The organism is Actinomadura syzygii (assembly GCF_008085905.1).
Taxonomy (GTDB): domain Bacteria; phylum Actinomycetota; class Actinomycetes; order Streptosporangiales; family Streptosporangiaceae; genus Spirillospora; species Spirillospora syzygii.
The window spans coordinates 24,705-46,181 of sequence record NZ_VSFF01000018.1 but is presented as its reverse complement, the minus strand read 5'-3'; the positions used below and the strand labels follow the sequence as shown (position 1 = coordinate 46,181).

Annotated in this window: 19 protein-coding genes and 3 tRNA genes; 8 read left to right on the top strand and 14 right to left on the bottom strand. The window is 74.0% G+C overall.

Translation table 11 applies throughout. The annotated features are described in order from the left end of the window. Window positions 1-17 precede the first annotated feature (17 nt). The 3 genes from dapA to hpaD are packed head-to-tail and all read left to right on the top strand — an operon-like array spanning window position 18 to window position 3,501. Window positions 18-938 carry a 4-hydroxy-tetrahydrodipicolinate synthase gene (gene dapA, locus FXF65_RS39735; RefSeq protein ID WP_148355645.1) on the top strand — a complete coding sequence of 307 codons (921 nt, stop codon included), beginning with the start codon at window positions 18-20 and terminating at the stop codon, window positions 936-938. A 41-nt stretch (window positions 939-979) separates the two neighbouring features. Further along, window positions 980-2,488, top strand: coding sequence for a 5-carboxymethyl-2-hydroxymuconate semialdehyde dehydrogenase (hpaE, locus tag FXF65_RS39730; RefSeq protein WP_148355644.1), 1,509 nt, complete (start codon window positions 980-982; stop codon window positions 2,486-2,488). After that, a complete protein-coding gene (hpaD, locus tag FXF65_RS39725; protein ID WP_148355643.1) occupies window positions 2,485-3,501 on the top strand; it encodes a 3,4-dihydroxyphenylacetate 2,3-dioxygenase in 1,017 nt (338 codons plus the stop codon). Before hpaE ends, hpaD begins: the two co-directional genes overlap by 4 nt. 18 nt (window positions 3,502-3,519) lie before the next feature. On the opposite strand, the gene dinB is transcribed toward hpaD, so the two are convergent. From dinB to FXF65_RS39700, 5 genes are all read right to left on the bottom strand, one after another. Beyond that, window positions 3,520-4,689, bottom strand: coding sequence for a DNA polymerase IV (gene dinB, locus FXF65_RS39720; RefSeq protein ID WP_222868991.1), 1,170 nt, complete (start codon window positions 4,687-4,689; stop codon window positions 3,520-3,522). Window positions 4,690-4,785: 96 nt separating this feature from the next. Continuing rightward, on the bottom strand, window positions 4,786-5,973 hold the full coding sequence (locus FXF65_RS39715; RefSeq protein ID WP_148355641.1) for an ABC transporter permease: 1,188 nt from the start codon (window positions 5,971-5,973) through the stop codon (window positions 4,786-4,788). A gap of 86 nt (window positions 5,974-6,059) precedes the next feature. After that, window positions 6,060-6,749, bottom strand: coding sequence for an ABC transporter ATP-binding protein (locus FXF65_RS39710; RefSeq protein ID WP_222868990.1), 690 nt, complete (start codon window positions 6,747-6,749; stop codon window positions 6,060-6,062). After that, on the bottom strand, window positions 6,746-7,789 hold the full coding sequence (locus FXF65_RS39705; RefSeq protein ID WP_246199411.1) for a peptidoglycan-binding protein: 1,044 nt from the start codon (window positions 7,787-7,789) through the stop codon (window positions 6,746-6,748). Before FXF65_RS39705 ends, FXF65_RS39710 begins: the two co-directional genes overlap by 4 nt. Then, the gene (locus tag FXF65_RS39700; protein WP_148355640.1) at window positions 7,789-8,322 is read right to left on the bottom strand and encodes a hypothetical protein; all 534 of its coding nucleotides are present in this window, start codon (window positions 8,320-8,322) and stop codon (window positions 7,789-7,791) included. Before FXF65_RS39700 ends, FXF65_RS39705 begins: the two co-directional genes overlap by 1 nt. 191 nt (window positions 8,323-8,513) lie before the next feature. Between FXF65_RS39700 and FXF65_RS39695 the strand changes: the two genes are divergently transcribed. From FXF65_RS39695 to FXF65_RS39685, 3 genes are read left to right on the top strand one after another with little or no spacing between them, the layout of a single operon-like run. Then, on the top strand, window positions 8,514-9,170 hold the full coding sequence (locus FXF65_RS39695; RefSeq protein WP_187412777.1) for a response regulator transcription factor: 657 nt from the start codon (window positions 8,514-8,516) through the stop codon (window positions 9,168-9,170). Further along, window positions 9,167-10,480 carry a sensor histidine kinase gene (locus FXF65_RS39690; protein ID WP_148355639.1) on the top strand — a complete coding sequence of 438 codons (1,314 nt, stop codon included), beginning with the start codon at window positions 9,167-9,169 and terminating at the stop codon, window positions 10,478-10,480. The genes FXF65_RS39695 and FXF65_RS39690 overlap by 4 nt, the downstream gene beginning before the upstream one ends. Before the next feature lie 10 nt (window positions 10,481-10,490). Then, window positions 10,491-11,000 (top strand): mycothiol transferase, encoded by a 510-nt coding sequence (locus FXF65_RS39685; protein ID WP_148355638.1) that lies wholly within the window; start codon window positions 10,491-10,493, stop codon window positions 10,998-11,000. Here the strand turns inward: FXF65_RS39685 and FXF65_RS39680 are convergent. The 5 genes from FXF65_RS39680 to FXF65_RS39660 all read right to left on the bottom strand — a co-directional run bounded on the left by FXF65_RS39680 (window position 10,927) and on the right by FXF65_RS39660 (window position 17,061). Further along, entirely contained in the window at window positions 10,927-12,288 is a 1,362-nt protein-coding gene (locus FXF65_RS39680; RefSeq protein ID WP_148355637.1) for a glycosyltransferase family 4 protein, read from the bottom strand. The genes FXF65_RS39685 and FXF65_RS39680 overlap by 74 nt on opposite strands. A 63-nt stretch (window positions 12,289-12,351) precedes the next feature. Then, window positions 12,352-13,587, bottom strand: a complete 1,236-nt coding sequence (locus FXF65_RS39675; RefSeq protein ID WP_246199409.1) for a L,D-transpeptidase — start codon at window positions 13,585-13,587, stop codon at window positions 12,352-12,354. A 178-nt stretch (window positions 13,588-13,765) separates the two neighbouring features. Next, entirely contained in the window at window positions 13,766-14,938 is a 1,173-nt protein-coding gene (locus FXF65_RS39670; RefSeq protein ID WP_246199408.1) for a L,D-transpeptidase, read from the bottom strand. A gap of 239 nt (window positions 14,939-15,177) precedes the next feature. After that, window positions 15,178-15,939, bottom strand: a complete 762-nt coding sequence (locus FXF65_RS39665) for a VC0807 family protein (protein WP_246199407.1) — start codon at window positions 15,937-15,939, stop codon at window positions 15,178-15,180. Between the two features lie 195 nt (window positions 15,940-16,134). Beyond that, complete coding sequence (locus tag FXF65_RS39660) at window positions 16,135-17,061, bottom strand: LysR family transcriptional regulator (RefSeq protein ID WP_148355635.1); 927 nt, start codon at window positions 17,059-17,061, stop codon at window positions 16,135-16,137. A 144-nt stretch (window positions 17,062-17,205) separates the two neighbouring features. Between FXF65_RS39660 and FXF65_RS39655 the strand changes: the two genes are divergently transcribed. Further along, window positions 17,206-18,567: a pyridoxal phosphate-dependent aminotransferase gene (locus FXF65_RS39655; RefSeq protein WP_148355634.1), complete on the top strand. Its 1,362-nt coding sequence runs from the start codon at window positions 17,206-17,208 to the stop codon at window positions 18,565-18,567. A 43-nt stretch (window positions 18,568-18,610) separates the two neighbouring features. On the opposite strand, the gene FXF65_RS39650 is transcribed toward FXF65_RS39655, so the two are convergent. From FXF65_RS39650 to FXF65_RS39640, 3 genes are all read right to left on the bottom strand, one after another. After that, window positions 18,611-18,695 (bottom strand) — tRNA-Ser (locus FXF65_RS39650). Between the two features lie 55 nt (window positions 18,696-18,750). Continuing rightward, window positions 18,751-18,821 (bottom strand) — tRNA-Ala (locus tag FXF65_RS39645). A 15-nt stretch (window positions 18,822-18,836) separates the two neighbouring features. After that, a tRNA-Trp gene (locus tag FXF65_RS39640) sits at window positions 18,837-18,908 on the bottom strand. A 313-nt stretch (window positions 18,909-19,221) separates the two neighbouring features. Between FXF65_RS39640 and FXF65_RS39635 the strand changes: the two genes are divergently transcribed. After that, window positions 19,222-19,794: a hypothetical protein gene (locus FXF65_RS39635; RefSeq protein ID WP_067885637.1), complete on the top strand. Its 573-nt coding sequence runs from the start codon at window positions 19,222-19,224 to the stop codon at window positions 19,792-19,794. A gap of 27 nt (window positions 19,795-19,821) precedes the next feature. Here FXF65_RS39635 and FXF65_RS39630 read toward each other — a convergent pair whose 3' ends face one another. After that, a complete protein-coding gene (locus FXF65_RS39630) occupies window positions 19,822-21,396 on the bottom strand; it encodes a Na+/H+ antiporter (protein WP_246199406.1) in 1,575 nt (524 codons plus the stop codon). Window positions 21,397-21,477: the final 81 nt, after the last annotated feature.

The following is a 21,477-nucleotide window of genomic DNA, read 5'->3' as shown; positions in this document are numbered from 1 at the left end:
CCACCGAGGAGAAGACGTTGAAGTTCCGCACCGACCCGGCCACGATCCGCGGCTCCATCGCGCCCGTCGTCACCCCGTTCACGGCCGAGGGCGCCGTCGACCACGACGCGCTGCGCGGGCTGATCCGCTGGCAGCTCGAATCCGGCTCGCACGGGATCTCGCTCGGCGGCTCGACGGGCGAGCCGAGCGCGCAGACCGCGGCCGAGCGCATCACCGCGATCCGGACGGCGGCCGACGAGGTCGCCGACCGCGTCCCGTTCCTGCCCGGCACCGGGTCCGCCAAGCTGGACGAGACCCTGGAGATCACCGCCGCCGCCCGGGACGCGGGCGCCGACGCCGCGCTGATCATCACCCCGTACTACGCGCGGCCCACCCAGGACGCCCTCTACGCCTGGTACGCGGCCGTCGCGCGCGAGTTCCCCGACCTGCCGCTGGTGATCTACAACGTGCCGTCCAGGACGGCCGTCGACATCGCGCCCGAGACGGTCCGGCGGCTGTTCGCCGACTTCGACAACGTGGTCGGGATCAAGGAGACCACCAAGGACTTCGAGCACTTCTCCCGCGTGCTGCACGCCTGCGGTCCCGAGCTGCTCGTCTGGTCGGGGATCGAGCTGCTGTGCCTGCCGCTGCTCGCGCTCGGCGGCGCCGGGTTCGTCAGCGCCGTCGCCAACCTCGCTCCCGCCGCGGTCGCCCGGATGTACGAGCTGTGGACGTCCGGCGACCAGGCCGGCGCCCGCGACCTGCACTACCGCCTCCACCCGCTGGTGGACCTGCTGTTCGTCGAGACCAACCCCGCGCCCGCCAAGTGGGTGCTGGAGCGGCAGGGCCGGATCCCGTCCGGGTACGTCCGGCCGCCGCTCGCGACGCCGTCCGACGCGGCCGTCGCGCGCATCCGCGACCTGCTCGACCAGGGCGGCGACCTCACCGCCGGGCTCTGACCCGCGCAGGCGCCCTCCCACAACGACCGGAAGAGAGCACGATGTCCCTCCCCTCCTCCCCCACCCGGCCCGACGGCCTGCCGGACCGCATCCGGCACTGGATCGGCGGCGAGTTCGCCGACAGTGCCGACGGCGCGGTCTTCGACGTCGCCGACCCCGTCTCCAACACCCCCTACGCCACCGCCGCCGCGGGCGGGCCCGCCGACATCGACCGGGCCGTCGCCGCCGCGCGCGAGGCGTTCCCCGGCTGGGCGGCGCTCGGCAACCGGGAGCGCGCCACGATCCTGACCCGCATCGCGGACGCCGTGGAGGCCCGCGAGGACCGGCTCGCGGAGTTCGAGTCGTTCGACTCCGGGCTGCCGATCACCCAGGCGCGCGGCCAGGCCCGCCGCGCCGCCGAGAACTTCCGCTACTTCGCCGACGTGATCGTCGCGCTGGGCGAGGAGTCCTACCGGGTCGGCGCCCAGCAGCTCAACTACGTGGTGCGGACGCCCGCGGGCGTCGCCGGGCTGATCACCCCGTGGAACACCCCGTTCATGCTGGAGAGCTGGAAGCTCGCCCCGGCGATCGCGTCCGGCTGCACGCTCGTGCTGAAGCCCGCCGAGTGGACGCCGCTGTCGGCGGGCCTGTGGCCGGAGATCTTCGCCGAGGCGGGCGTCCCCGCCGGGGTGGTCAACATCGTCCACGGCATCGGCGAGGTCGCGGGCCAGGCGCTGGTCGACCACCCGGACGTCCCGCTGCTGTCGTTCACCGGCTCCACCGAGACCGGCCGGCACATCATGCGCTGCTCCGCGGACGGCCTGAAGGCCCTGTCGATGGAGCTCGGCGGCAAGTCGCCCGTCGTCGTGTTCGCCGACGCCGACCTCGACGCGGCCCTCGACTCCGTCGTGTTCGGCGTGTTCTCGCTGAACGGGGAGCGGTGCACGGCGGGCTCCCGCGTGCTGGTGGAGCGGCCGATCTACGAGGAGTTCACCCGGCGGCTCGCGGCCCGCGCCGAGAAGGTCAGGGTCGGCCCGCCGTCCGACCCGGCGACCGAGGTCGGCGCGCTCGTGCACCCGGAGCACTACGCGCGCGTCCTTGAGTACGTGGAGATCGGGCAGCGGGAGGCGAAGCTCGTCGCGGGCGGCGTCCGTCCGGCGCACCTGCCGGAGGGCAACTACCTGCAGCCGGCCGTGTTCACCGACGTCCCCCGGGACGCCCGGATCTTCCAGGAGGAGATCTTCGGCCCGGTCGTCGCGGTCGCCCCGTTCGACGACGAGGCCGAGGCGGTCGAGCTCGCCAACGCCACCCGCTACGGCCTCGCCGCCTACGTCTGGACGGACGACCTGCGGCGCGGCCACCGGATCGCGCACGACGTGGCCTCGGGTATGGTCTGGATCAACTCCCACAACGTTCGCGACCTGCGCACTCCGTTCGGCGGCGTGAAGGACTCGGGGCTCGGCCGGGAGGGCGGCGCGCACAGCATCGACTTCTTCTCCGAGTCCAAGATCGTCCACGTCATGCTGGGCGAGGTGCACACGCCGCGCTTCGGCGCCCAGGAGCAGCCATGAGCACAGCCCCCGACGTCGTCCGCTCCGCCTACGTCCAGCTCGCCGTCACCGATCTCGCGGCGGCGCGCTGGTTCTGGGTCGACATGCTGGGGATGCACGTCCAGCACGAGGACGCCGGCGCCCTCCACCTGCGCGGCACCGACGAGCTGACCCACCATTCGGTGGTGCTGCGCGCCGGACCCGTCGCGGCCCTGGACCACCTCGCCTACCGGGTCCGCACCCCCGACGACGTCGACAAGGCGGAGCGGTTCTTCAAGGACCTCGGCCGCCCCGTCCGGCGCCTCCCCGCCGGGACGGGCACCCACGGGGTCGGCGACGCGGTCCGGGTGGTCGACCCGCTGGGGTTCACGGTCGAGTTCTTCCACGACATCGCCCGGGGCGAGCGCCTCATCCAGCGCTACGACCTGCACCGGGGCGCCCAGATCGCGCGGCTCGACCACTTCAACATCTGCACCCCCGACATACCCGCCGCCTACGAGCACTACAAGTCGCTCGGGTTCGGCTGCTCGGAGACCATCGAGGGCGACGAGCACGAGCTGTACGCGGCGTGGATGTTCCGGAAGCAGACCGTCCACGACGTCGCGTTCACCGGCGGCGCGGGCCCCCGCCTGCACCACATCGGGATGGCGACGCACGAGTCGCACCAGGTGCTGCACATGGCCGACATCCTCGGCTCGCTGCGCAAGGAGCACCACATCGAGCGCGGGCCGGGACGGCACGGCGTGTCCAACGCCTTCTACGTCTACCTGCGCGACCCCGACGGGCACCGGGTGGAGATCTACACCTCCGACTACTACACCGGCGACCCCGACCACGAGACGTTCCGCTGGAACGTGCACGACGACCGCCGCCGCGACTTCTGGGGCAACGCGGTGATCGAGTCCTGGTACAAGGAGGCGAGCCCCGCGCTCGACCTGGACGGGAACGTCCAGCCGATCTCCGAGGCGGCGCTGGACGAGTCCGCCGTCCAGGTCGGCGCCGACGGGCTCGGCATCATCGACCCGTCCGAGTAGCGCGGGTCGGTCGCGGGATCAGTCGGGCAGCAGCGGGACCTGCACGCCCGGGTCGCGGCCGAGCAGGACGGCGCGGGTGATCGCGGCCTGGCCGAACCGGCCGCGGACGCCGTCGACCGCGTCGTCCACGGCCATGGCCCGGTCGAACGGGAGCGCCAGCTGGACGGCCCGCGCGTCGTGCAGGTTGCCGAGCGACAGCCCGATCAGGGTGAGGCCGCGCTCCTCGATCAGCGGCGCGGCGGCGGCGAGCAGCCCGCGCGCCGCGTGCAGGAGGAGCGGGGTGTCCGCGGTGGCCTGGGCGAGGGTGAGCGAGCGGGTGGCGCGGGCGAAGTCGTCGAAGCGGAGGCGGAGGGTGACCGTCCGGCAGACGCGGCGGGCCTTCCGCAGCCGCCCGCCGAGCCGGTCGGCGAGGCCGACGAGCATGGCGTCCAGCTCCTCCGGTGACCGGCGGCGGCGGCCGAGCGCCCGCTGCGCGCCCATCGAGCGGCGCCGGACGCCGGTGCGCACCGGGCGCGGGTCGCGGTTGCGGGCCAGCGCGTGCAGGTGCCGCCCGGCGCCCGGGCCGAGCAGCGCCGCGAGCGCCGCCTCCGGCATGTCGGCGACGTCGCCGACGGTCGCGACGCCGTAGCGGGCGAGCTTGGCGGCGGTGGCCTCGCCGACGCCCCACAGCCGCCGGACGGGCAGCGGGCGCAGGAAGTCGAGCTCGGCGTCCGGCGGCACGACGAGGAGGCCGTCGGGCTTCGCGACGCCGCTCGCGACCTTGGCGAGGAACTTGGTGCGCGCGACGCCGACCGTGATCGGCAGCCCGACCTCCTCGGCGACCTCCCGGCGCAGCCGCGCGGCGATCGCGGCGGGCGGCCGGCGCAGGCCGTCCACGTCGAGGAACGCCTCGTCGATCGACAGTCCCTCCACCAGCGGCGTCGTCGCGCGGAAGACGGCGAACACCGCCTTGCTCGCCGCCGCGTACGCGTCCATCCGCGGCCGGACGACGACCGCCCGCGGGCACAGCCGGCGCGCCTGCCCGCCGCTCATCGCCGTCCGCACCCCGTGCGCCTTGGCCTCGTAGCTCGCCGCGAGCACCACCCCGCCACCCACGATCACGGGCCTCCCCCGCAACGCGGGGTCGTCGCGCTGCTCGACGGCCGCGTAGAACGCGTCGAGGTCGGCGTGCAGAATGGAGGCGGACACGAACATATGTTCGCATGCCCGGCGGGCGCGAGTCCGGCCGGGGCCGGGGGCGGAGCCCTCGCCGACGCCCGTCCCCCGGCCGGCCGTGAGGGGGCGCTAGGGCGCGGCCAGCGCCTCGGTCGGGGGGAGGCGGGCGGCGCGCAGGGCCGGGTAGAGGCCCGCGATGCCGCCGATCAGCAGCGTCGCGAGGATGCCGCCCGCCATGGCCCAGACCGGGACGACCGTCGGCCAGCCCTGCGTCACCGCGAACACGGCGGTGACCACGATGCCGAGGGCGACGCCGCCCGCCCCGCCGAGCGCGGCGAGGAGCTGCGACTCGGTGAGGAACTGGAGCCTGATCTGCCCACGCGTCGCGCCGAGCGAGCGGCGCAGCCCGATCTCCGCGCGGCGCTCCAGCACCGAGATCACCATCGTGTTCGCGACGCCGACGCCGCCGACCAGCAGCGCGACCCCGCCGAGTCCGAGGAGGAGGCCGGTGAACGCGCGGTCGGTGGCGTTCTCGGCGGCGAGGGCGTCCGAGGGGCGGCTCACCTCGACCTCGTTCGGCGCCTGCGGGTTGGCGGTGGCGGCGAGCAGGTCCCGCACCTTCGGCACGGCGTCCTTGCGGGCGCGCGTGTAGACGGTGGTCGGATGCCCGTCGAAGCCGAGCTTGGCGGTGGCGGCCTCCCAGCCGACGAGGGCGGCGGCGTCGAGCTCGGGCGCGAGCCGGTTCGGTTCGAGGACGCCGACGACCTTGAACCACTGCGAGCCGAGCCAGATCTGGACGCCGGGCGCGCCGACGCCGAGCCGGTCCGCGCTCGCCGCCCCGAGCACGACCGCCGGGTACCGGGCGGTGCCCGCGTTCAGCCAGCTCCCCGACGCCATGGTGAGGCCGACGGTGCGCGGCAGGTCGAGCCGGGCGGCGAGGACGGCGATCCCGCCGCTCTCCCCCTCGGGGATGCGGTCGTTGCGGTAGACGCGGGCGTCCCGCAGCGCCGCCGTCGCGGACGCGGACTCGACGTCCGGCATCCGCCGCACCATGCCGACCGACTCCTCGGGCAGCTTGGACGCGTCCCCGAACAGGTCCTTGCCGGGACCGACCGTGAGGAGGTTCGTGCCGAGCCGGTCCAGGGTCGCCTGGAGCTGCGCCCGGCTGGACGTCGAGATGCCCACCACGCCGATCATCGCGGCGATCCCGATCGCGATGCCCAGCGCGGACAGGAACACCCGCAGCGGGCGCGACCGCAGCCCCGCCGCCCCGACCCGCAGCACGTCCCCCGGCCCGAGCCGGGCAGGCGACTCCATCGGGCCCTGCCCTTCCGGTGGACGCCTCCCAGCCCCCCGCACGGGATCCGATGTCACGGGATCCGATGATCCCCGCTTCGCTCCGGTCATCGGGTCGTCTCCAAGTAGGCGTCGTCGTGGACGATGCGGCCGTCGCGCATGCGGACCTGGCGGGGCAGCATGGCGGCGATGTCGCGGTCGTGGGTGATGAGGACGACGGTCGTCCCGCCGCCGGACAGCTCGCGCAGCAGGTCGAGGACGCCCGCGCCGGACGCCGAGTCCAGCGCCCCGGTCGGCTCGTCCGCGAGCAGCAGCGCGGGCTCCCCCACCACCGCGCGGGCGATCGCGACCCGCTGCCGCTCCCCGCCGGACAGCTGGTGCGGGCGGTGCCCGAGCCGGTGCCCGAGCCCGACCCGCTCCAGCGCGGCGCGGGCGCGGCGGCGGCGCTCGGCCTGCGGGACGCCCGCGTACAGCAGGCCGTCCGCGACGTTGTCCAGCGCGACCACCCCGGCGGCGAGGTGGAACTGCTGGAACACGAACCCGATCCGGCGGGCGCGCAGCGCCGACAGCCGCCGGTCCGCCAGCCGGGACACCTCGACGCCCTCCACGAGCACCGCGCCCGCGCTCGGCCGGTCCAGGGTGCCGAGCAGGTGCAGCATCGTCGACTTCCCCGATCCGGACGGCCCGACGATCGCGACCAGCTCCCGCGCCCGTACGGTCAGCGACACCCCGTCCAGCGCGGTGACCCCGCCCGGATAGGTCTTGGTGACGTCCCGCAGTTCCACCACCCCGGTCATGAGGGGACCCCGACCTTCATGCCCTCGGCCAGGCCGGCCCCCGAGACCTCGACCCGGCCGCCGGCGTAGACGCCGGTCTCGACGGGCACCGTCCGCACGCGCCCGCCTTGGACGACCTGCACCTCGTAGCCGCCGTCGCCCCGCGCGAGCAGCGCCTCGACCGGCACCGCGAGGACGCCGTCGTGCCGGTTCGCGGTGAGCCGCACCGTGACCGGCGCCTTGTCGTAGGAGCCGAGCCCCTTCCGCGCGCCGACCGCGACCGTCACCTCGACGGTCGTCGGGTTGTCGCCCTGCCCCTGCTTCGCGACCTTCCCCACCGAGGCGATCGTGCCCTTGGTGGTGTCGCCGGACGGCAACTCGACCTCCACCCGGGCGCCCTTCTTCGCGAGCCGCTGGTACTCGACGTCCAGGTCCACGCTGACGACGCGGGTGGTGCCGGTGTAGGTGAGCACGGCGCCGCCGACCCGGTCGCCGACGTGCGCCCGGCGCTCGGCGACCCGGATCCGGCCGGACGCGACGACCGCCGAGCCGGGGCGCACCGTCCCGGTCTCGGGCACGCCGAGGTCGTCCTGCCAGCGCTTCACGGCCGCGGCGGTGGCGGAGCCGTAGGTCTCGTCGACGGTGAAGCCGGTGTAGCCGAGGGCGCGCAGGTTCCGCTCGAACTGCTCGACGTCGTCGCCCTCCGTCCCGGGGGCGAGCGTCCGGTAGAGGGGCAGCGAGCCGTACAGCAGCGGGACGGGACGGTCGTCGGCCCGGTACACCGGGCCTCCCCGCGCGACGACGGACCCGGCGGACGGCAGCCACGTGACGGTCCCCCTCCCGGCGCCCGCGACGGTGCGGGTGTCGCCGTAGCCGAGCGTGCCGTCGACCTCCTGGGTCTCGACGAGGGTCGTCCGCTCGACCGGGGCGGTCGCCGGGGGCAGCGCGCCGCGCGCGGCGGCCGGACCGTCGCCGCCGCCCAGCCCGGCGGCCGCGAGGCCCGCGCCGCCGAGCACCGCCATGCCCGCCGCGCCGAGGACGGCGGTACGACGCCGCGACACTAGTCCCGCCCCTTGCCGGACATCATCGGGCCCTTGCCGTCGGGCGCGAGTTTCGCGCACGCCCGCTGGGCGTCCTTGAACTGCCGGCTGTCCGGGTCGATCCCGGTTCCGGGCCCGGCCTTGAGCATCATGCCGCCGTCCGGCTGCGGGTCGGGGAACTTCGCGACGCCGTGGTCGCGCATGCACTTGGCGTAGTCGCGCATCTTGGCGAGGACCTCGGGCTTCGGCTTCTGCGGCTTGCCGCCGTTCGGCATCAGGTGGCGGCACTTGCGCTGCGCGACCTCGATCTTGCCGTTCTGCCCCGCCTGGTCCGGTTTGCCGGACACGCGGATCTCGACCTTGCCGTCCTTCGGGTCGGGCATGTCCACGCCGTTCTCGCGCATGCACGCGGCGAACTCGCGCATCTTCTTCCCGTCGTCGGCCGCCGGCTTCGCGGTGCCGCCGGACCCGCCGCCGTCGCCGCTCCCGCACCCGGCCGCCCCGAGGGCCAGCGCCGGGACGAGGGCGAGCGCCGCGAGCGTCTGTCGTCGCATCGTCGGTCTCCCTGTCGTGTCCGCGTGCCCGCCGGGCGGGCCGCCCGGCGGGACCGCAAGTCCAGCGGCGCGCCGGTAACCCGGGCGTAACCGGATCGCGTTACGCCCGCGTTACGCCTTCTGCCCGAAGCTGGGTCGTCAGGCCGCGCCGCGGGCGTGACCGGGGACGGGCAGTGCGAAGGACGGCGAATGTGCGGGTGCTGATCGCGGAGGACGAGCGGATGCTCGCCGACTCCATCGCCGAGGGGCTGCGGGCCGAGGCCCTCGCCGTGGACGTGGTCTACGACGGGGACGCGGCGCTGGAGCGGCTCGGCGTCAACGACTACGACGTGCTCGTCCTCGACCGGGACCTGCCCGTCGTGCACGGCGACGACGTGTGCCGCGCGGTGGCCGAGTCGGACGCGCTGGTCCGGGTGCTGATGCTGACGGCGGCGGTGACCGTCCCGGCCCGGGTCGACGGGCTGCGGCTCGGCGCGGACGACTACCTGACCAAGCCGTTCGCGTTCGAGGAGCTGGTCGCGCGGATCCAGGCGCTCGGCCGCCGCGCCCGCCCGGCCGCGCCGCCGACGCTGGAGCGCGGCGGGATCCGGCTCGACCCGTCCCGCCGGGAGGTGTACCGGGACGGCCGGTACGTGCGGCTCGCGCGCAAGGAGTTCGGGCTGCTCGCCGAGCTGATGCGCGCGGACGGCGCGATCGTGTCGGCGGAGCGGCTGCTGGAGAAGGTGTGGGACGAGCACGCCGACCCGTTCACCAACACCGTCCGGGTGACGCTGATGAAGCTGCGCCGCAAACTCGGCGACCCATCGGTGATCGAGACCGTCCCGGGAGCGGGGTACCGGATCCCATGACCAACCCCATGACGGCGCACGCCGCGACCGGGCGGCTGACCGGACGGCTCCGCCTGACGATCCGGATGCGGCTCACCCTCCTCTACGCGGGCCTGTTCCTGTTCGCGGGGGTCGTCCTGCTGGGACTGACGTACGTGCTGGTGCAGACGACCCTCCAGCGGCAGGGCGGCAGCGCCGGTGTCAACAAGGTGTTCCAGGCGGTCCAGGGGGCCCCGGGCGAGGCCGGGAACGGAAGGGGCGCGCCGCTTCCGGACGGCCCGTCCGCGCAGCCGCCGACGATCGTGTCCAAACAGGTCGAGGGCGTGCTCGTGAAGGGACGCGAGGATTATCAGAAGAAGACGCTGTCGGCGCTGCTGACGCAGGGCTCCATCGCGCTCGGGCTGGTCGGCGCGGCGGGGCTCGGGTTCGGCTGGCTGCTCGCGGACCGGGCGCTGCGTCCCGTCCACAAGATCACCGAGACGGCGCGGCGGGTGGCGCGCAGCCACGACCTCACCGAGCGGATCGCCTACGAGGGGCCGCGCGACGACGTCAAGGAGCTGGCCGACACGTTCGACACCATGCTCGGGCGGCTCGCGCGGGCGTTCGACGGGCAGCGCCGGTTCGTCGCGAACGCCTCGCACGAGCTGCGCACGCCGCTCGCCATCAACCGGACGCTCGTCGACGTCGCCGTCCGCCGCGCGGACGCCACCGACGACGTCAAGCGGCTCGGCGAGTCGCTGCTGGTCGTCAACGGGCGGCACGAGCGGCTCATCGACGGGCTGCTCACCCTCGCGGGCACCGAGAACGTGGTCGTGGACGCCGGTCCGCTCGACCTCGCGGACGTCGCGGGGCACGTCCTCGACCAGGCGTCCCGGGAGGCGGAGGCGCGCGGGCTGACGGTGCGGCGCGATCTCGGCGCGGCGCCGACGTCCGGGGATCCCGTGCTCGTCGAGCGGCTGGTGCAGAACCTGGTGGAGAACGCGATCCGGCACAACCGGGACGGCGGCGAGCTGTCCGTCGCCACCCGCGTCCGGGAGGGGCAGGCGGAAGTCGCGGTCGCCAACACCGGCCCGGTCGTGCCCCGCTACGACGTCGAGACGATCTTCGAGCCGTTCCGGCGGCTCGGCAACGACCGGGTCCGCTCGGACCGGGGCGCGGGGCTCGGGCTGTCGATCGTCCGGGCGACGGCGACCGCGCACGGCGGGACGGTGACCGCCGTGCCGCGCCCCGGCGGCGGCCTGGACGTCACCGTCCGGCTGCCCGCGCGGGCGGCGGACGCGCGGGCGGAATCGCCGGGGACGGCCCCTGAAATCGTCGGCGGCGGCGGGTAGCGTCGGGTCAATGACCAGCGCGCACCTGCTCATCGACGCCTTCGACCGGATCCGCGGGATCGTCCACGAGGCGGTCGAGGGGCTCACCCCGCCGCAGCTCGCGTACCGGGCCGACGCGTCCGCCAACTCGATCGCCTGGCTCGTCTGGCACCTCACCCGCGTCCAGGACGACCACATCGCCGGCGTCGCCGGAACCGCCCAGGCGTGGACGGAGGATGGCTGGGCCGACCGGTTCGACCTGCCGCTCGACCCGTCCGAGACCGGGTACGGGCACTCCCCCGACCAGGTCGAGGCCGTCCAGGTCGAGTCGGCGGAGCTGCTGACCGGCTACCACGACGCCGTGCACGCCCGGACCGTCGCCTACGTCGGCTCCCTCACCGACGACGACCTGCCCCGCGTCGTCGACCGCGCGTGGAACCCGCCGGTCACGCTGGGCGTGCGGCTGGTCAGCGTGATATCCGACGACCTGCAGCACGCGGGCCAGGCGGCGTTCGTCCGCGGTCTCGTCCTGCGCGTCTGACGGATCGGCCGGAGGCGGCCTCCGGCGCGCGGAGCCCGGCGATCAGGCGCGTCCAGCGCGGTCCGATGCGCTCCAGGTCGTGGGCCCGCGCCGACCGGACCGCCGCCTCGCCCAGCCGGTCGCGCAGTTCCCGGTCCTCGACCAGGGCGCGGAGCGCGGCGGAGAGCGCGGCCTCGTCCCCGGGCGGGACGAGCAGCCCGTCGCGGCCGTGCGCGATCAGCTCGGCGGGGCCGTGCGGGCAGTCGAACGACACGACCGGCAGCCCCATCCCCATCGCCTCGATGATCACCATCGGCATGCCCTCGCGGCGCGACGACAGCGCGTAGACAGAGGCGCGCGCCATCTCGGCGTGCAGGTCGCGGGTCGCCGGGCGCAGCTCGACCTGGCCGCCGAGCCCGAGCTCGGCGACCAGCGCGCGGAGCGCGGCGCGGTTCGGGCCGTTGCCGAACACGCGCAGCGTCCAGCCGGGATGGTCGGCGGCGACCGGCGCGAACGCGCGGACCAGCGTGTCGAAGCCCTTCGTGGCGATGAGCCGCCCGGCGGCCAGCACGACGTCGTCCTCGCGGCGGGACGGGCGGCCCGGCAGCGGCGGGGCGGCGTTCGGGATCCGCACGACCCGCGTCCCGGACCCGGCGAGCGCCGCCGCGTACCCGGCGCGGGCCGCCTCGGTGAGGACGGCCACCGCGTCCAGCCGCCGGTACGCGCGGACGATCTGCCGGCGCAGGGCGGGCGCGTAGGAGTCCAGGCTCATGTGGTCCTGCCCGACCGTCGCGACGCCGCGCGGCGCCAGCTCGGCGGCGAGCAGCACCAGCGACGGCCGCGTCCCGATCAGCACGTCGCAGGACGGGCGGCGCACGGCCCGCAGCAGGCACACGTCCGACCAGAGGCTCATCTGCCGGAACGACGCCTCGCCTGCCGGGACCAGCAGGCTCGGCAACCGGGCGAGCAGCCGCGCACCCCGCCCGCGCGGGGCGAAGGCGTCGTCGGCGTAGGTCACCGCGACGCCGAGCGGCAGGGGGAAGAACGGCTCCCGCTTCCGCCGCAGCACGCTGACGATCTCGACGTCGTGGTCGCGGGCCAGGTGACCGCACAGGTTCAGGACGGTGCGGACCGTCCCGCCCGTCCCGTGGGCGTTCTGCAGCAGGACGCGGACGCGCGGCCGCTCAACAGGCGGCGGAACCGGCCGCCATGTGATCGGGCGCAGGGACCACAGCGCCGCGCGGCGCAGCGCGCGATGCGCCCCGCGCCGGACGCGGCGCCCCACGACACGCGGCGTCGGCTCGTTCACCGGCTCCCCCCATGGCGGACGGCGTCCGTCCCCGGCCTGTTCCCGCCGGGGGGCCGGTCAACGTCAGCCGGTGGTCACGGTCCGGTCGAGGGCGCTTCCCTTGACCCAGCGGCTCCACGACATCTGGCGGTAGCCCCAGCCGTTGAGCGGCTCGAGCTTGCGGGAGGTGCCCGTGATGTTCACGACGTCGCCGCGGTAGGACCAGTTGTAGAACCACTGGGCGTCCCCGGGCGGGGAGTTGACGCAGCCGTGGCTGACGTTCTGCCGCCCCTGCGCCCACGTGGTGGCCGCCATCGAGTGGATGTACTCGCCGCTGTTGGAGATCCGCACCGCGAAGGGGATGACCTCGCGGTAGCCGCCGTTCTTCTTGTCCTTCGGGTCGACGCCCATCCACTCCGACGTCATGATCGCCGGATTCTCCTTGCCCATGGTCAGGTGGATGCCGCTGGTGGTGAGGTAGGTGTCGATCCCGTTGACGACGCGGCCGCCGCGGCCCGCGCTGATCGGCCAGCTCCGGACCTTCTTGCCGTTCTTCCTGACCACGGCCCGCTTGGTCTTGGTGCTGATGTCGATGATGTGGGAGTCGCCGACGCGGAACGCGCGGCCGACGTCCGACACGCCGTAGGTCCCGGCGCCCGCCTTCACGCCCGCGAGCCTCGCCCGGAACTCGACCCGCTGGTTCGGCTGCCAGTACTCGCCGTTCTTCGTCCGGAAGATCACCGTGGTGTCGTTCACCCAGTACCACGCGCCGGTCGCGGGCTTGGTGGACTTGACCTCCAGGGCCCGCTCCACGGCCTTCTTGTCGCCCACCGCCCGGTTGAACGTGACCTGGATCGGCATGCCGACGCCGACCTTCTCGTTCTTGCTCGGCGTGATGTCGGCGATGCCGAGCGTCTTCGCCGCCTTGAGCGTGGCGAACTGCGCGTTGACCGTGGCCGACTTGCCCTGCGGGCTCTTCGCCACGGCCGTCACCTGGTACCTGGCGCCGGGACGCAGCGTCCGCGACCGCCAGGTCTTCTTGTCGGCGGCCATCTCGCCCGTCACCGGCTTGCCCTTGAGCAAGACCGTGACCTGCTCGAGTGTGCCGCCCGCGGCCGTCACCACGACGCCCGCCTCCGGCTTCGCCTTGGTGTTGCCGTTGCCCGGGTCGATCGTCACCTGGGGGGCGTTCGCGTCGGCCTTCTCGCCGACCGTGACGCCGCCCTCCTTCTCCCCGCCGCTGCACGCCGTCGTGAGGAGCAGCACGGCCCCCGCCATCCCCGCGCCCGCCAGAACCCCTGCGGAAACCCTCCGCTGCACCACGACCTCCAGAAACCCCGCCGTCTATCAGGGAGACATTAGCGACTAATTCGGTGGATCACGCCAGAGCCCGTGTTTTGGCCGACGTCCGAGATCAAAGCGTTGTCTGGCCGCACGCTCCGCGATCGTCCCAGGCAGGAACGGGAGGCGGCGTCCGCGTTCAGCCGGGTGGCGCGCGTCACTTGAGCGCGCTGCCCTGCCGCCATTCGTCGAACGGCATCTGGAACACGCTCCAGCCGTTGTCCCACTCGACCTCGCGGGTACTGCCGGTCAGCTTCAGGACGTCGCCGCGCTGCGCGATGTCGTAGAACCACTTGGCGTTCTCCGGGCTGACGTTCAGGCAGCCGTGGCTGACGTTCGCCGAGCCCTGCGAGCCGACCGACCAAGGCGCCGAGTGCACGTACTCGCCGCTGTTGGAGAACCGGACCGCGTAGTTGACGACCGTCTTGTAGTAGCCGGGGTCGCCCTCCTGGCGGCCGGGGGAGGTCATGGTGACCGGGTTCCCCTTCTCCATCAGCAGGTGGACGCCGCTGGTCGTGGTGAACTCGCGCGTCTCGCCGTTCCCGGCGCTGAACGGGACGGTGCGCAGCTTCTTGCCGTCCCGGGTCACGGTCATGTGGTGGCCGCCGATGTCGCCGGTCGTGACCTGCGCGGCGCCGATGGACAGGGTGGCGTCCGCGTCGGCCGCGCCGTAGACGCCGCCGCCCGCGTTCACCCCGGCGAGGCTCGCGTGGAACCGGACGGTCTGGTGCGGCTGCCAGTAGGTCTTCGTCCGGTAGACGACCTGGTCGGAGCCGATCCAGCGCCAGGCGCCCTCGACGGGCTTGCCGGGCGTGACGCGCAGCGTCCGCTCGACGGCCGCCTTGTCGGTGACCGGGCGGTCGAACCGGACGAAGATCGGCATCCCGATCCCGACCTTCTCCCCCTTGAGGTTCGGGGTGACGTCCGCGATGGACAGCGTCGCGGACGGCTTGAGCGTGGTGAACGTGCTGGTCTCGGTGCGGACCTTGCCGTCGTCCTTCGCCTGCGCCGTGACGGTGTAGGACGCGCCCGGCGTCATCGTCCGGTCGGAGCGCCAGACCTTGTGGCCGTCCGCGAACCGGCCGGTGACCGTCGCGGCGGCGCCCTGGCCCTGCACGGTGACCTTCTCCAGCTTGCCGCCGGACGCCTTGACCTCGATCGTCCCGTCCGGCTTGACCTGCGCGGTCCCGTTGGCGGGGGTGATCGTCACGGCGGTGGGCGAGTCGCCCGAGGCCAGCGAGCCCTTCCCGCCGATCGAGCAGCCCGCGGCGAGCACCGCCATCGCGCCGACACCACCGGTCAGCGCCAGCCGCAAACGCCCCTTATTCACCACAAACTCCCCCAGATCCCACTTTTTCACCCCGTCTGGTGAATCTATCTGAGAGTGGAGACGCCGCGAACGGGCCGGAGGTTCGGTCCGGAGACCGGGAAATCACTGCTCAGACGGCCCTTGCCGGGACGGGCGCCGGGGGCGGCGCGGGGTCGGGGCGAAGGGGCGGGTCGGGATCGGGCAGCCATCACGCGACGATCAGAAGGCGCCGCTCAAAGAGGGCGCTCGGAAGGAGTCGCTCAGGACGCGGTCGAGGGCTCGCGGTTGACGTGCCGCACCACCCGCCGGAAGCCCCAGACGGAGATGGCGACGCCGAGCGCGCCCAGCCCGGCGACGATGCCGGTCCGGATCCACAGGTACATGCCGATCGACTCGTTGAAGAGCATCCAGAGGCTCACGGCCACGTTGGTGAAGAGCACCATTGACCAGAGCAAGGAGATGCGCAGGAAGAACTGGTGCACCCGGGCGTGCTTGAGGAACGCCTCGGGGATGGGCGCCATGTCCCTCGCCAGCTTCATGGCGAGCGGCCGTCCGAGCGGGACGGACGCGAGGAACGCCAGGCTGACCATCAGCGTGCCGAGCGTCGGCTGCAGGAAGTAGACGACGGCGCTGTGCGTCGCGGCCGCGAGCCCGGCCCGGACGGTCACGCCGACGGCGGCCAGCACCAGCATCCCCGACACGGGGTGGCCGCGCAGGTAGCGGTAGAAGATCCCGCCGTACACCCAGGCGACGGCGGCGATCAGCGCCCCGTTCAGCCCGAGCAGCATGAGCGCCGCGTAGAACACCGCGACCGGCGCGATCACGCCCTCCACGAAGCGCGGGAGCGCGTGCATCAGCAGCGCCGTCACCCGCGGCAGTTCGAAGCCGTGGGGGCCGCCGTCCCGGGCGTCCGCCGGCGCGTCGCCGGACCGCGCCCCGGAGGGCTCTTCGAGCGTGGTCGCCGGTGTCTCCATCGAGCGCTGCGCTCCCCGATCGGTGTGCATGGACTCGGATTGGCTCACGATTCGCCCCACCGTACGTGATGATCCGCGCGCGTCCGTCCGCTTTCGGCGATCCGGGCACGCGCCCTTGTTCCCCCCTTAGTTCGGCTCCACACTCCGTCCGGTGCGGCTGACGACCGGAAACGGCCACAATCGAACCCCTGCGGCGCGGAACTCTTTTTCTTTCGGCGGGTCGTCCGGCGGTATTTCCGGCGGTCACTTCTCCGGCGGCACCGGCTGGACGTCCCGCGCCGCCGCGTAGATCGCCCGCAGCGTCACCGCGACCGACGGCCTGCGCACGCTCGCCGACCTGGTCACGGCGTAGACCTCGCGGGCCAGCGCGCAGTCCGGGATGGGCCGGACGGCCACTCCCCGGTCGCCCGCGGCGAGCGCCAGCGCGGGCACCGCGGTGATCCCGATTCCCCGCGCGACGAGGCTGAGGATCGTGTGCAGCCCCTCGAACTCCCACGGGACGGGACGCGCCCCCCCGACGGTATCGAGCAGGCGTTCGACGGCCTGCCGGGACGGCTCGCCGGGCGGCGCGGCCATCCACGGCTCCTCGCGCAGCTGCTGGAGGTCGACCGCCCGATCGGGCTCCGACATCGGGTGCGCGGCCGGGACGACCAGCACCAGCGGGTCGCGGCGCAGGTGGAAGAACTCCAGCGCGGCGGGCGCCTGCTCGGGGACCTTGCCCGTCCAGTCGTCGATGAGCGCGATGTCGACCTCGCCGTTCTGCACCTGCCGGATGCCGTCGCCGGGGCGCGTCTGCCGCAGCACGAAGGTCAGCTCGGGATGCTCGCCGAGGCTGCGCGCCAGCGCGGGCGCGAACGCGACGGCGGCGGTGGGGAACGCGGTGACGACGACCCGTCCCATCGGCGTGTCGGAGTGCGCGGACAGCTCCGCCTCCGCCGTCTCCACCAGGCCGAGGATCTCCTCGGCGCGCTCGGCGAGGCGGCGCCCGGCGTCGGTCAGCTCCGCGCTGCGGGCCGTCCGGTCGAGCAGCGGGACGCGGGCCTCCCGCTCCAGCGTGGCGAGCTGCTGCGACACGGCGGACGGCGTGTAGCCGAGGGCGGCGGCGGTCGCGGCGATGCTGCCGCGGCGGGCGAACTCGGCGAGCAGGCGCAGGCGGCGCAGTTCCAGCATCAGTCCACCTTACGGTCACCATCGATGAGACTCGCTTGTGATGATGCTGGAAGCGGGCAAGCATGAGGACGAACCCGGCCGGGTCGCACAGGGGGAATCCGCGGTCACCCTCCGTTGTCCTCGCATGCCCTTTTGGAGTCGTCCATGCCTGCCCAGACACAGCCCGCCCATGTGAACTCCGCGTCTGCGAACTCCGTCCGGCCGCTGCCCTTCGAGCCGCGGCGCGTCCCGCTGTCGGCCACGCTCGCCGTGAACGAGGCGATCGCGCGCAAGCGCCGGGAGGGGGTGCGCGTCCTCCCGCTCGGCTTCGGAGAGGCCGGCATACCGATACATCCCGCCCTGGCCCGCGAGCTTGGCGCGGCCGCGGGCCGGGGCGGGTACGGGCCGGTGGCCGGGTCGGCGGCGCTGCGCGGCGCCGCCGCCGGGTACTGGTCCAGGCGCGGCCTGCCGACCGACCCGTCCGCCGTGGTGGCGGGGCCGGGCAGCAAGCCGCTGCTGTACGCGCTGCTGGCGGCGCTCGGCGGGGACGTCGTCGTCCCGTCGCCGAGCTGGGTGTCCTACGCGGCGCAGGCGTCGCTCGCGGGGGCCGAGCCGATCCGGGTCGCGACGCCGCCGGGCGAGGGCGGCGTGCCGAGCCCGGCGCTGCTCGCCGACGCCGTGGTGCGGGCCCGCGCGCGCGGCCGGGACGTGCGGGCCGTGGTGGTGACGCTGCCGGACAACCCGACCGGGACGATCGCGTCCGAGGACGCCGTCCGGCGGCTCTGCGCGGTGGCCCGCGAGCAGGACCTCGTGATCATCTCGGACGAGATCTACCGCGACCTCGTCCACGACCCGGCGCGGACCGCGCCGAGCCCCGCCCGGCACGCGCCGGAGCGCACCGTCGTCACGACCGCGCTGAGCAAGAGCCTCGCGGCGGGCGGCTGGCGGCTCGGCGTCGCCCGGCTGCCGGACGGCCCGTTCGGCCGGGCGCTGCGCGACAGCGTGCTCGGGGTGGCGAGCGAGATCTGGTCCAGCGCCCCCGCGCCGATGCAGCACGCCGCCGCCTACGCGTTCGCCGAGCCGCCCGAACTGGTCGAGCGGGTGGACCGCAGCAGGCGGCTGCACGCGGCGGTCGCGGCGGCGGTCGCGGACCGGTTCACGGCCGCGGGCGCGCGGGTGCCGCGGCCGGAGGGGGCCTTCTACGTCTACCCCGACTTCGGCCCCCTGCGGGACGCGCTGGCGGACAACCACGGCGTCCGGACGGCGGACGATCTCACGGGCCTGCTGTTGGAACGTTACGGAGTGGGCGTCCTGCCGGGCAGCTCGTTCGGGGACGCCCCGTCCGCGCTGCGGATGCGGGTGGCGCCGAGCCTGCTCTACGGGGAGACCGACGAGCAGCGCCTCACGGCGCTCGCGTCCCCGGCCCCGGAGGCGCTGCCGTGGATCGCGGACGCCCTGGACCGGCTGAGCGAGGTGCTCGCCGACCTGGTCGAGACCGCGACCGCCGGGCAGCCCGTCCCGGCGTGACGCCGAGGCCGGTCCGAAAAGGCGGGTGATGGGAATCGAATTGCGGAGGGTAAGGGAGTCGAACCCCTTCGAGTGTCACCTCGACGTCGGTTTTCGAAACCGCTGCCTTACCGTTCGGCCAACCCTCCGGGGGATGCGCGGGCCGTCCCTTCGCGGACGGCCCGCGTCCCGTGAACCGCCCAGTGGACCAGCAGGGAGTCGAACCCTGATCGCCTCCTTGCAAGGGAGGTGTGCTTCCGTTGCACCACAAGCCCGCCGATGGCGCTCAGCAGGGGCGGTAGGAGTCGAACCCACTTTCCGCCGGTTTTGGAGACCGGCCGCCTAACCGGTGGCTCGCCCCTTCGCTCATTTGCGTCCGTTCGACGGGTCCAATGATGCGAGGCGGTTTCGTTCGGGCACAAATCGTTTTTCTCGGTGAGGGCTCGGACGCGCACCGTCATCACGCCGTGATCGGTCCCGTGATCTGCGGGACGGAAGCGCAGGCCCCGGCCCCTCCAGGGCACATAAACGTGGTGTAAGGTCCAACGACGCACGGGGCGAACGTCACGAATCGACCAACGGCAGGCCAACGCACATCCTGTCCGCGCTGCCCGTGGTAAACCCGACACAGGCACGAAGTCACGCGAGTGATGGAAGAAGGCGAGGGGGCCCGCCATGAGGCACGCACGGGACGGGGCTGCCGCCGCGATGAGCGCCGCCTCCAGGATCCTCGTCGCCCGGGGCAAGAACGAGCCCCAGGAGATGGAGAACCCGGACGTGGCCTGGGGCCAGCGCGCCCGTGACGGGGTGTGGGTCCCGACCAGGGACGGGCAGCGCATCCACGTCGGGATCGACGTCGCCGCCGCCGACACCGTCGCGCAGGTGCTGCGCCCGAGCCTGCGGGTGTTCGTGGGCGTGGACGTCGACACCGACATCGTCGCGCAGACGACGGCGGGCGGGGTGCGGCTGCTGACCGTGATCCACGGACCCGACGCCCCGACCGAGTTCCGGTTCGGCGTGTCCCTCGCCGACGGGCTGGCGCTGGAGTCGATGCCGTCCGGCGGGTACGACGTCGTCCACCTGCGGTACGGCGCGACGGTCGGGCGGCTCTACAACCCGTGGGCCAGCGACTCGATGTTCCGCCAGGTGAAGGCCGACTACACCCTTGAGGGGGCGGCCGTCACGATGCGCGTCCAGCACACCGACGCCTACTACCCCGTGGTCGCCGACCCCCACTACGAGCGCTGACCCCACCGGCACTTGACCCGGCAGGGTTCAGCGCGGCCCCTTGATCGCCAACGGGTCCTCGAAGTCGAGCTCGCGGACGATCTCCCGGTACGTCTCCGCGCCGATCCTGCCCTTGCGGTAGAGGGTCCGCAGCTTCGCGCGCTGCGCCCTGACCAGCTCGGTGCGGACGCGGCGGCTGTTCGGCGCGGGCCGGTCGCGGTCGGCGTCCTTCCGGTCCAGGAGGTACCGGACGCGTTCCAGCCGCAGTTCCAGCATCTGCCGGAACGCCTCGGCGGTCTGCTCGTCGACGTCCTCGTCCTCGGCCAGCTCGTCCAGCCGGGCCAGGGCGGCCTGCAGCCCGGCCTTGCGGGCGAGCATCGCCTCGGCGCGGCGGCGGGCGGGCTCGGCGAGGCCGAGGCGGCGCAGCAGGACGGGCAGCACCGGCGCCTGCCCGAGCAGCGTCACGAGCACGACGAGCGCCGCGAGGACGACCAGCGTGCCGCGCTCGTCCCCGACCGCGTCGGGCAGCGACAGGGCGATGGCGAGCGTGATCGCGCCGCGCATGCCGCCGAGCCCGATGACGAGCCGCTGCCGCCGGCCGAGCCCGGTCTGGCTGCGCCGCCCGCCGGGCAGCCAGCGGGCGAGCGGGCCGTTGCCGAGCTCCCACAGCAGCCGGACGCCGATCACGACGGCCGACACCGCGACCGCGACGACGGCGACCTTGGCCCACGTCTCCCCGCCCGGCTGCCGGACGATCTGCCGGATCTCCAGCCCGAGCAGGACGAACAGCGCCGACTCCAGCAGGAACGTCAGGATGCGCCAGAACGTCGCGCCGACCAGCCGGGACGCGGGCTGCAGGAACCCCTCGCCGTGCGTCCCGATCGAGAACCCGGCGACGACGGTGGCGAGCACCCCGGACGCGCCGAACCGGTCCGCCGGGACGAACGCGAGGTACGGCGTCACGAGCGACACGATGATCTGGCTGACCGGGTCGGTGATCCAGCGCCGGACCCGGCGGACGACGATCCCGAGGACGAGCCCGTACGCCACCCCGCCGAGGACGATCTGCGCGACCCGTCCCGCTCCGTGCGCGACGGTGAAGTCGGTGCCGATCGCCTCCACCGCCAGCCCGAAGATCGTCAGCGCCGCGCCGTCGTTGATCAGGCTCTCCCCCTCCAGGATCGTGACCATCCGGGGCGGGGCGCCGAGCCGCTGCAGCACGGCGGTCGCGGCGACCGGGTCCGTCGGCGACACGGCCGCCCCGAACGCGAGCGCCACGGGCCAGGCGACGGCCGGGAGCAGGGCGTGCACGGTCGCGGCCACCGCGACGGTCGTGACGGTGGTGAGCCCGAAGGCCAGCGCGACGATGGGCACCGCGTCGGCGCGGGTCTCGCGCGGGGCGCTGAAGAACGCGGCGTGGTAGAGCAGCGGCGGCAGGAACCCGAGCAGCACCACCTCGGGCGGGACGACGACCGCGGGCAGCGCGGGCACGAACCCGGCGGCGATGCCGAGCACGACGAGCAGGATCGCGTCGGGCGTCCGCAGCCGCCCGGCCAGTGCGCGGGCGAGCAGGACCACGACCGCGACGGCCAGGAGGACGGTGAAGATCCGGTCGTCCGGCACGGAGGTGTACCTGTCCGGAAAGGGGCGCGGTACGCGCCGCCGCACCCGCGGCCGCACGCCGCGTGGAACGTTCCCGCAGGT

What these genes read in the sequence shown, in the direction of transcription:
- FXF65_RS39660 (WP_148355635.1), bottom strand. Translation starts at nt 17,061, where the DNA reads ATGCTGGAACTGCGCCGCCTGCGCCTGCTCGCCGAGTTCGCCCGCCGC.
- FXF65_RS39685 (WP_148355638.1), top strand. Translation starts at nt 10,491, where the DNA reads ATGACCAGCGCGCACCTGCTCATCGACGCCTTCGACCGGATCCGCGGG.
- FXF65_RS39690 (WP_148355639.1), top strand. Translation starts at nt 9,167, where the DNA reads ATGACCAACCCCATGACGGCGCACGCCGCGACCGGGCGGCTGACCGGA.
- FXF65_RS39700 (WP_148355640.1), bottom strand. Translation starts at nt 8,322, where the DNA reads ATGCGACGACAGACGCTCGCGGCGCTCGCCCTCGTCCCGGCGCTGGCC.
- FXF65_RS39710 (WP_222868990.1), bottom strand. Translation starts at nt 6,749, where the DNA reads ATGACCGGGGTGGTGGAACTGCGGGACGTCACCAAGACCTATCCGGGC.
- FXF65_RS39635 (WP_067885637.1), top strand. Translation starts at nt 19,222, where the DNA reads ATGAGGCACGCACGGGACGGGGCTGCCGCCGCGATGAGCGCCGCCTCC.
- hpaE (WP_148355644.1), top strand. Translation starts at nt 980, where the DNA reads ATGTCCCTCCCCTCCTCCCCCACCCGGCCCGACGGCCTGCCGGACCGC.
- hpaD (WP_148355643.1), top strand. Translation starts at nt 2,485, where the DNA reads ATGAGCACAGCCCCCGACGTCGTCCGCTCCGCCTACGTCCAGCTCGCC.
- FXF65_RS39655 (WP_148355634.1), top strand. Translation starts at nt 17,206, where the DNA reads ATGCCTGCCCAGACACAGCCCGCCCATGTGAACTCCGCGTCTGCGAAC.
- FXF65_RS39715 (WP_148355641.1), bottom strand. Translation starts at nt 5,973, where the DNA reads ATGGAGTCGCCTGCCCGGCTCGGGCCGGGGGACGTGCTGCGGGTCGGG.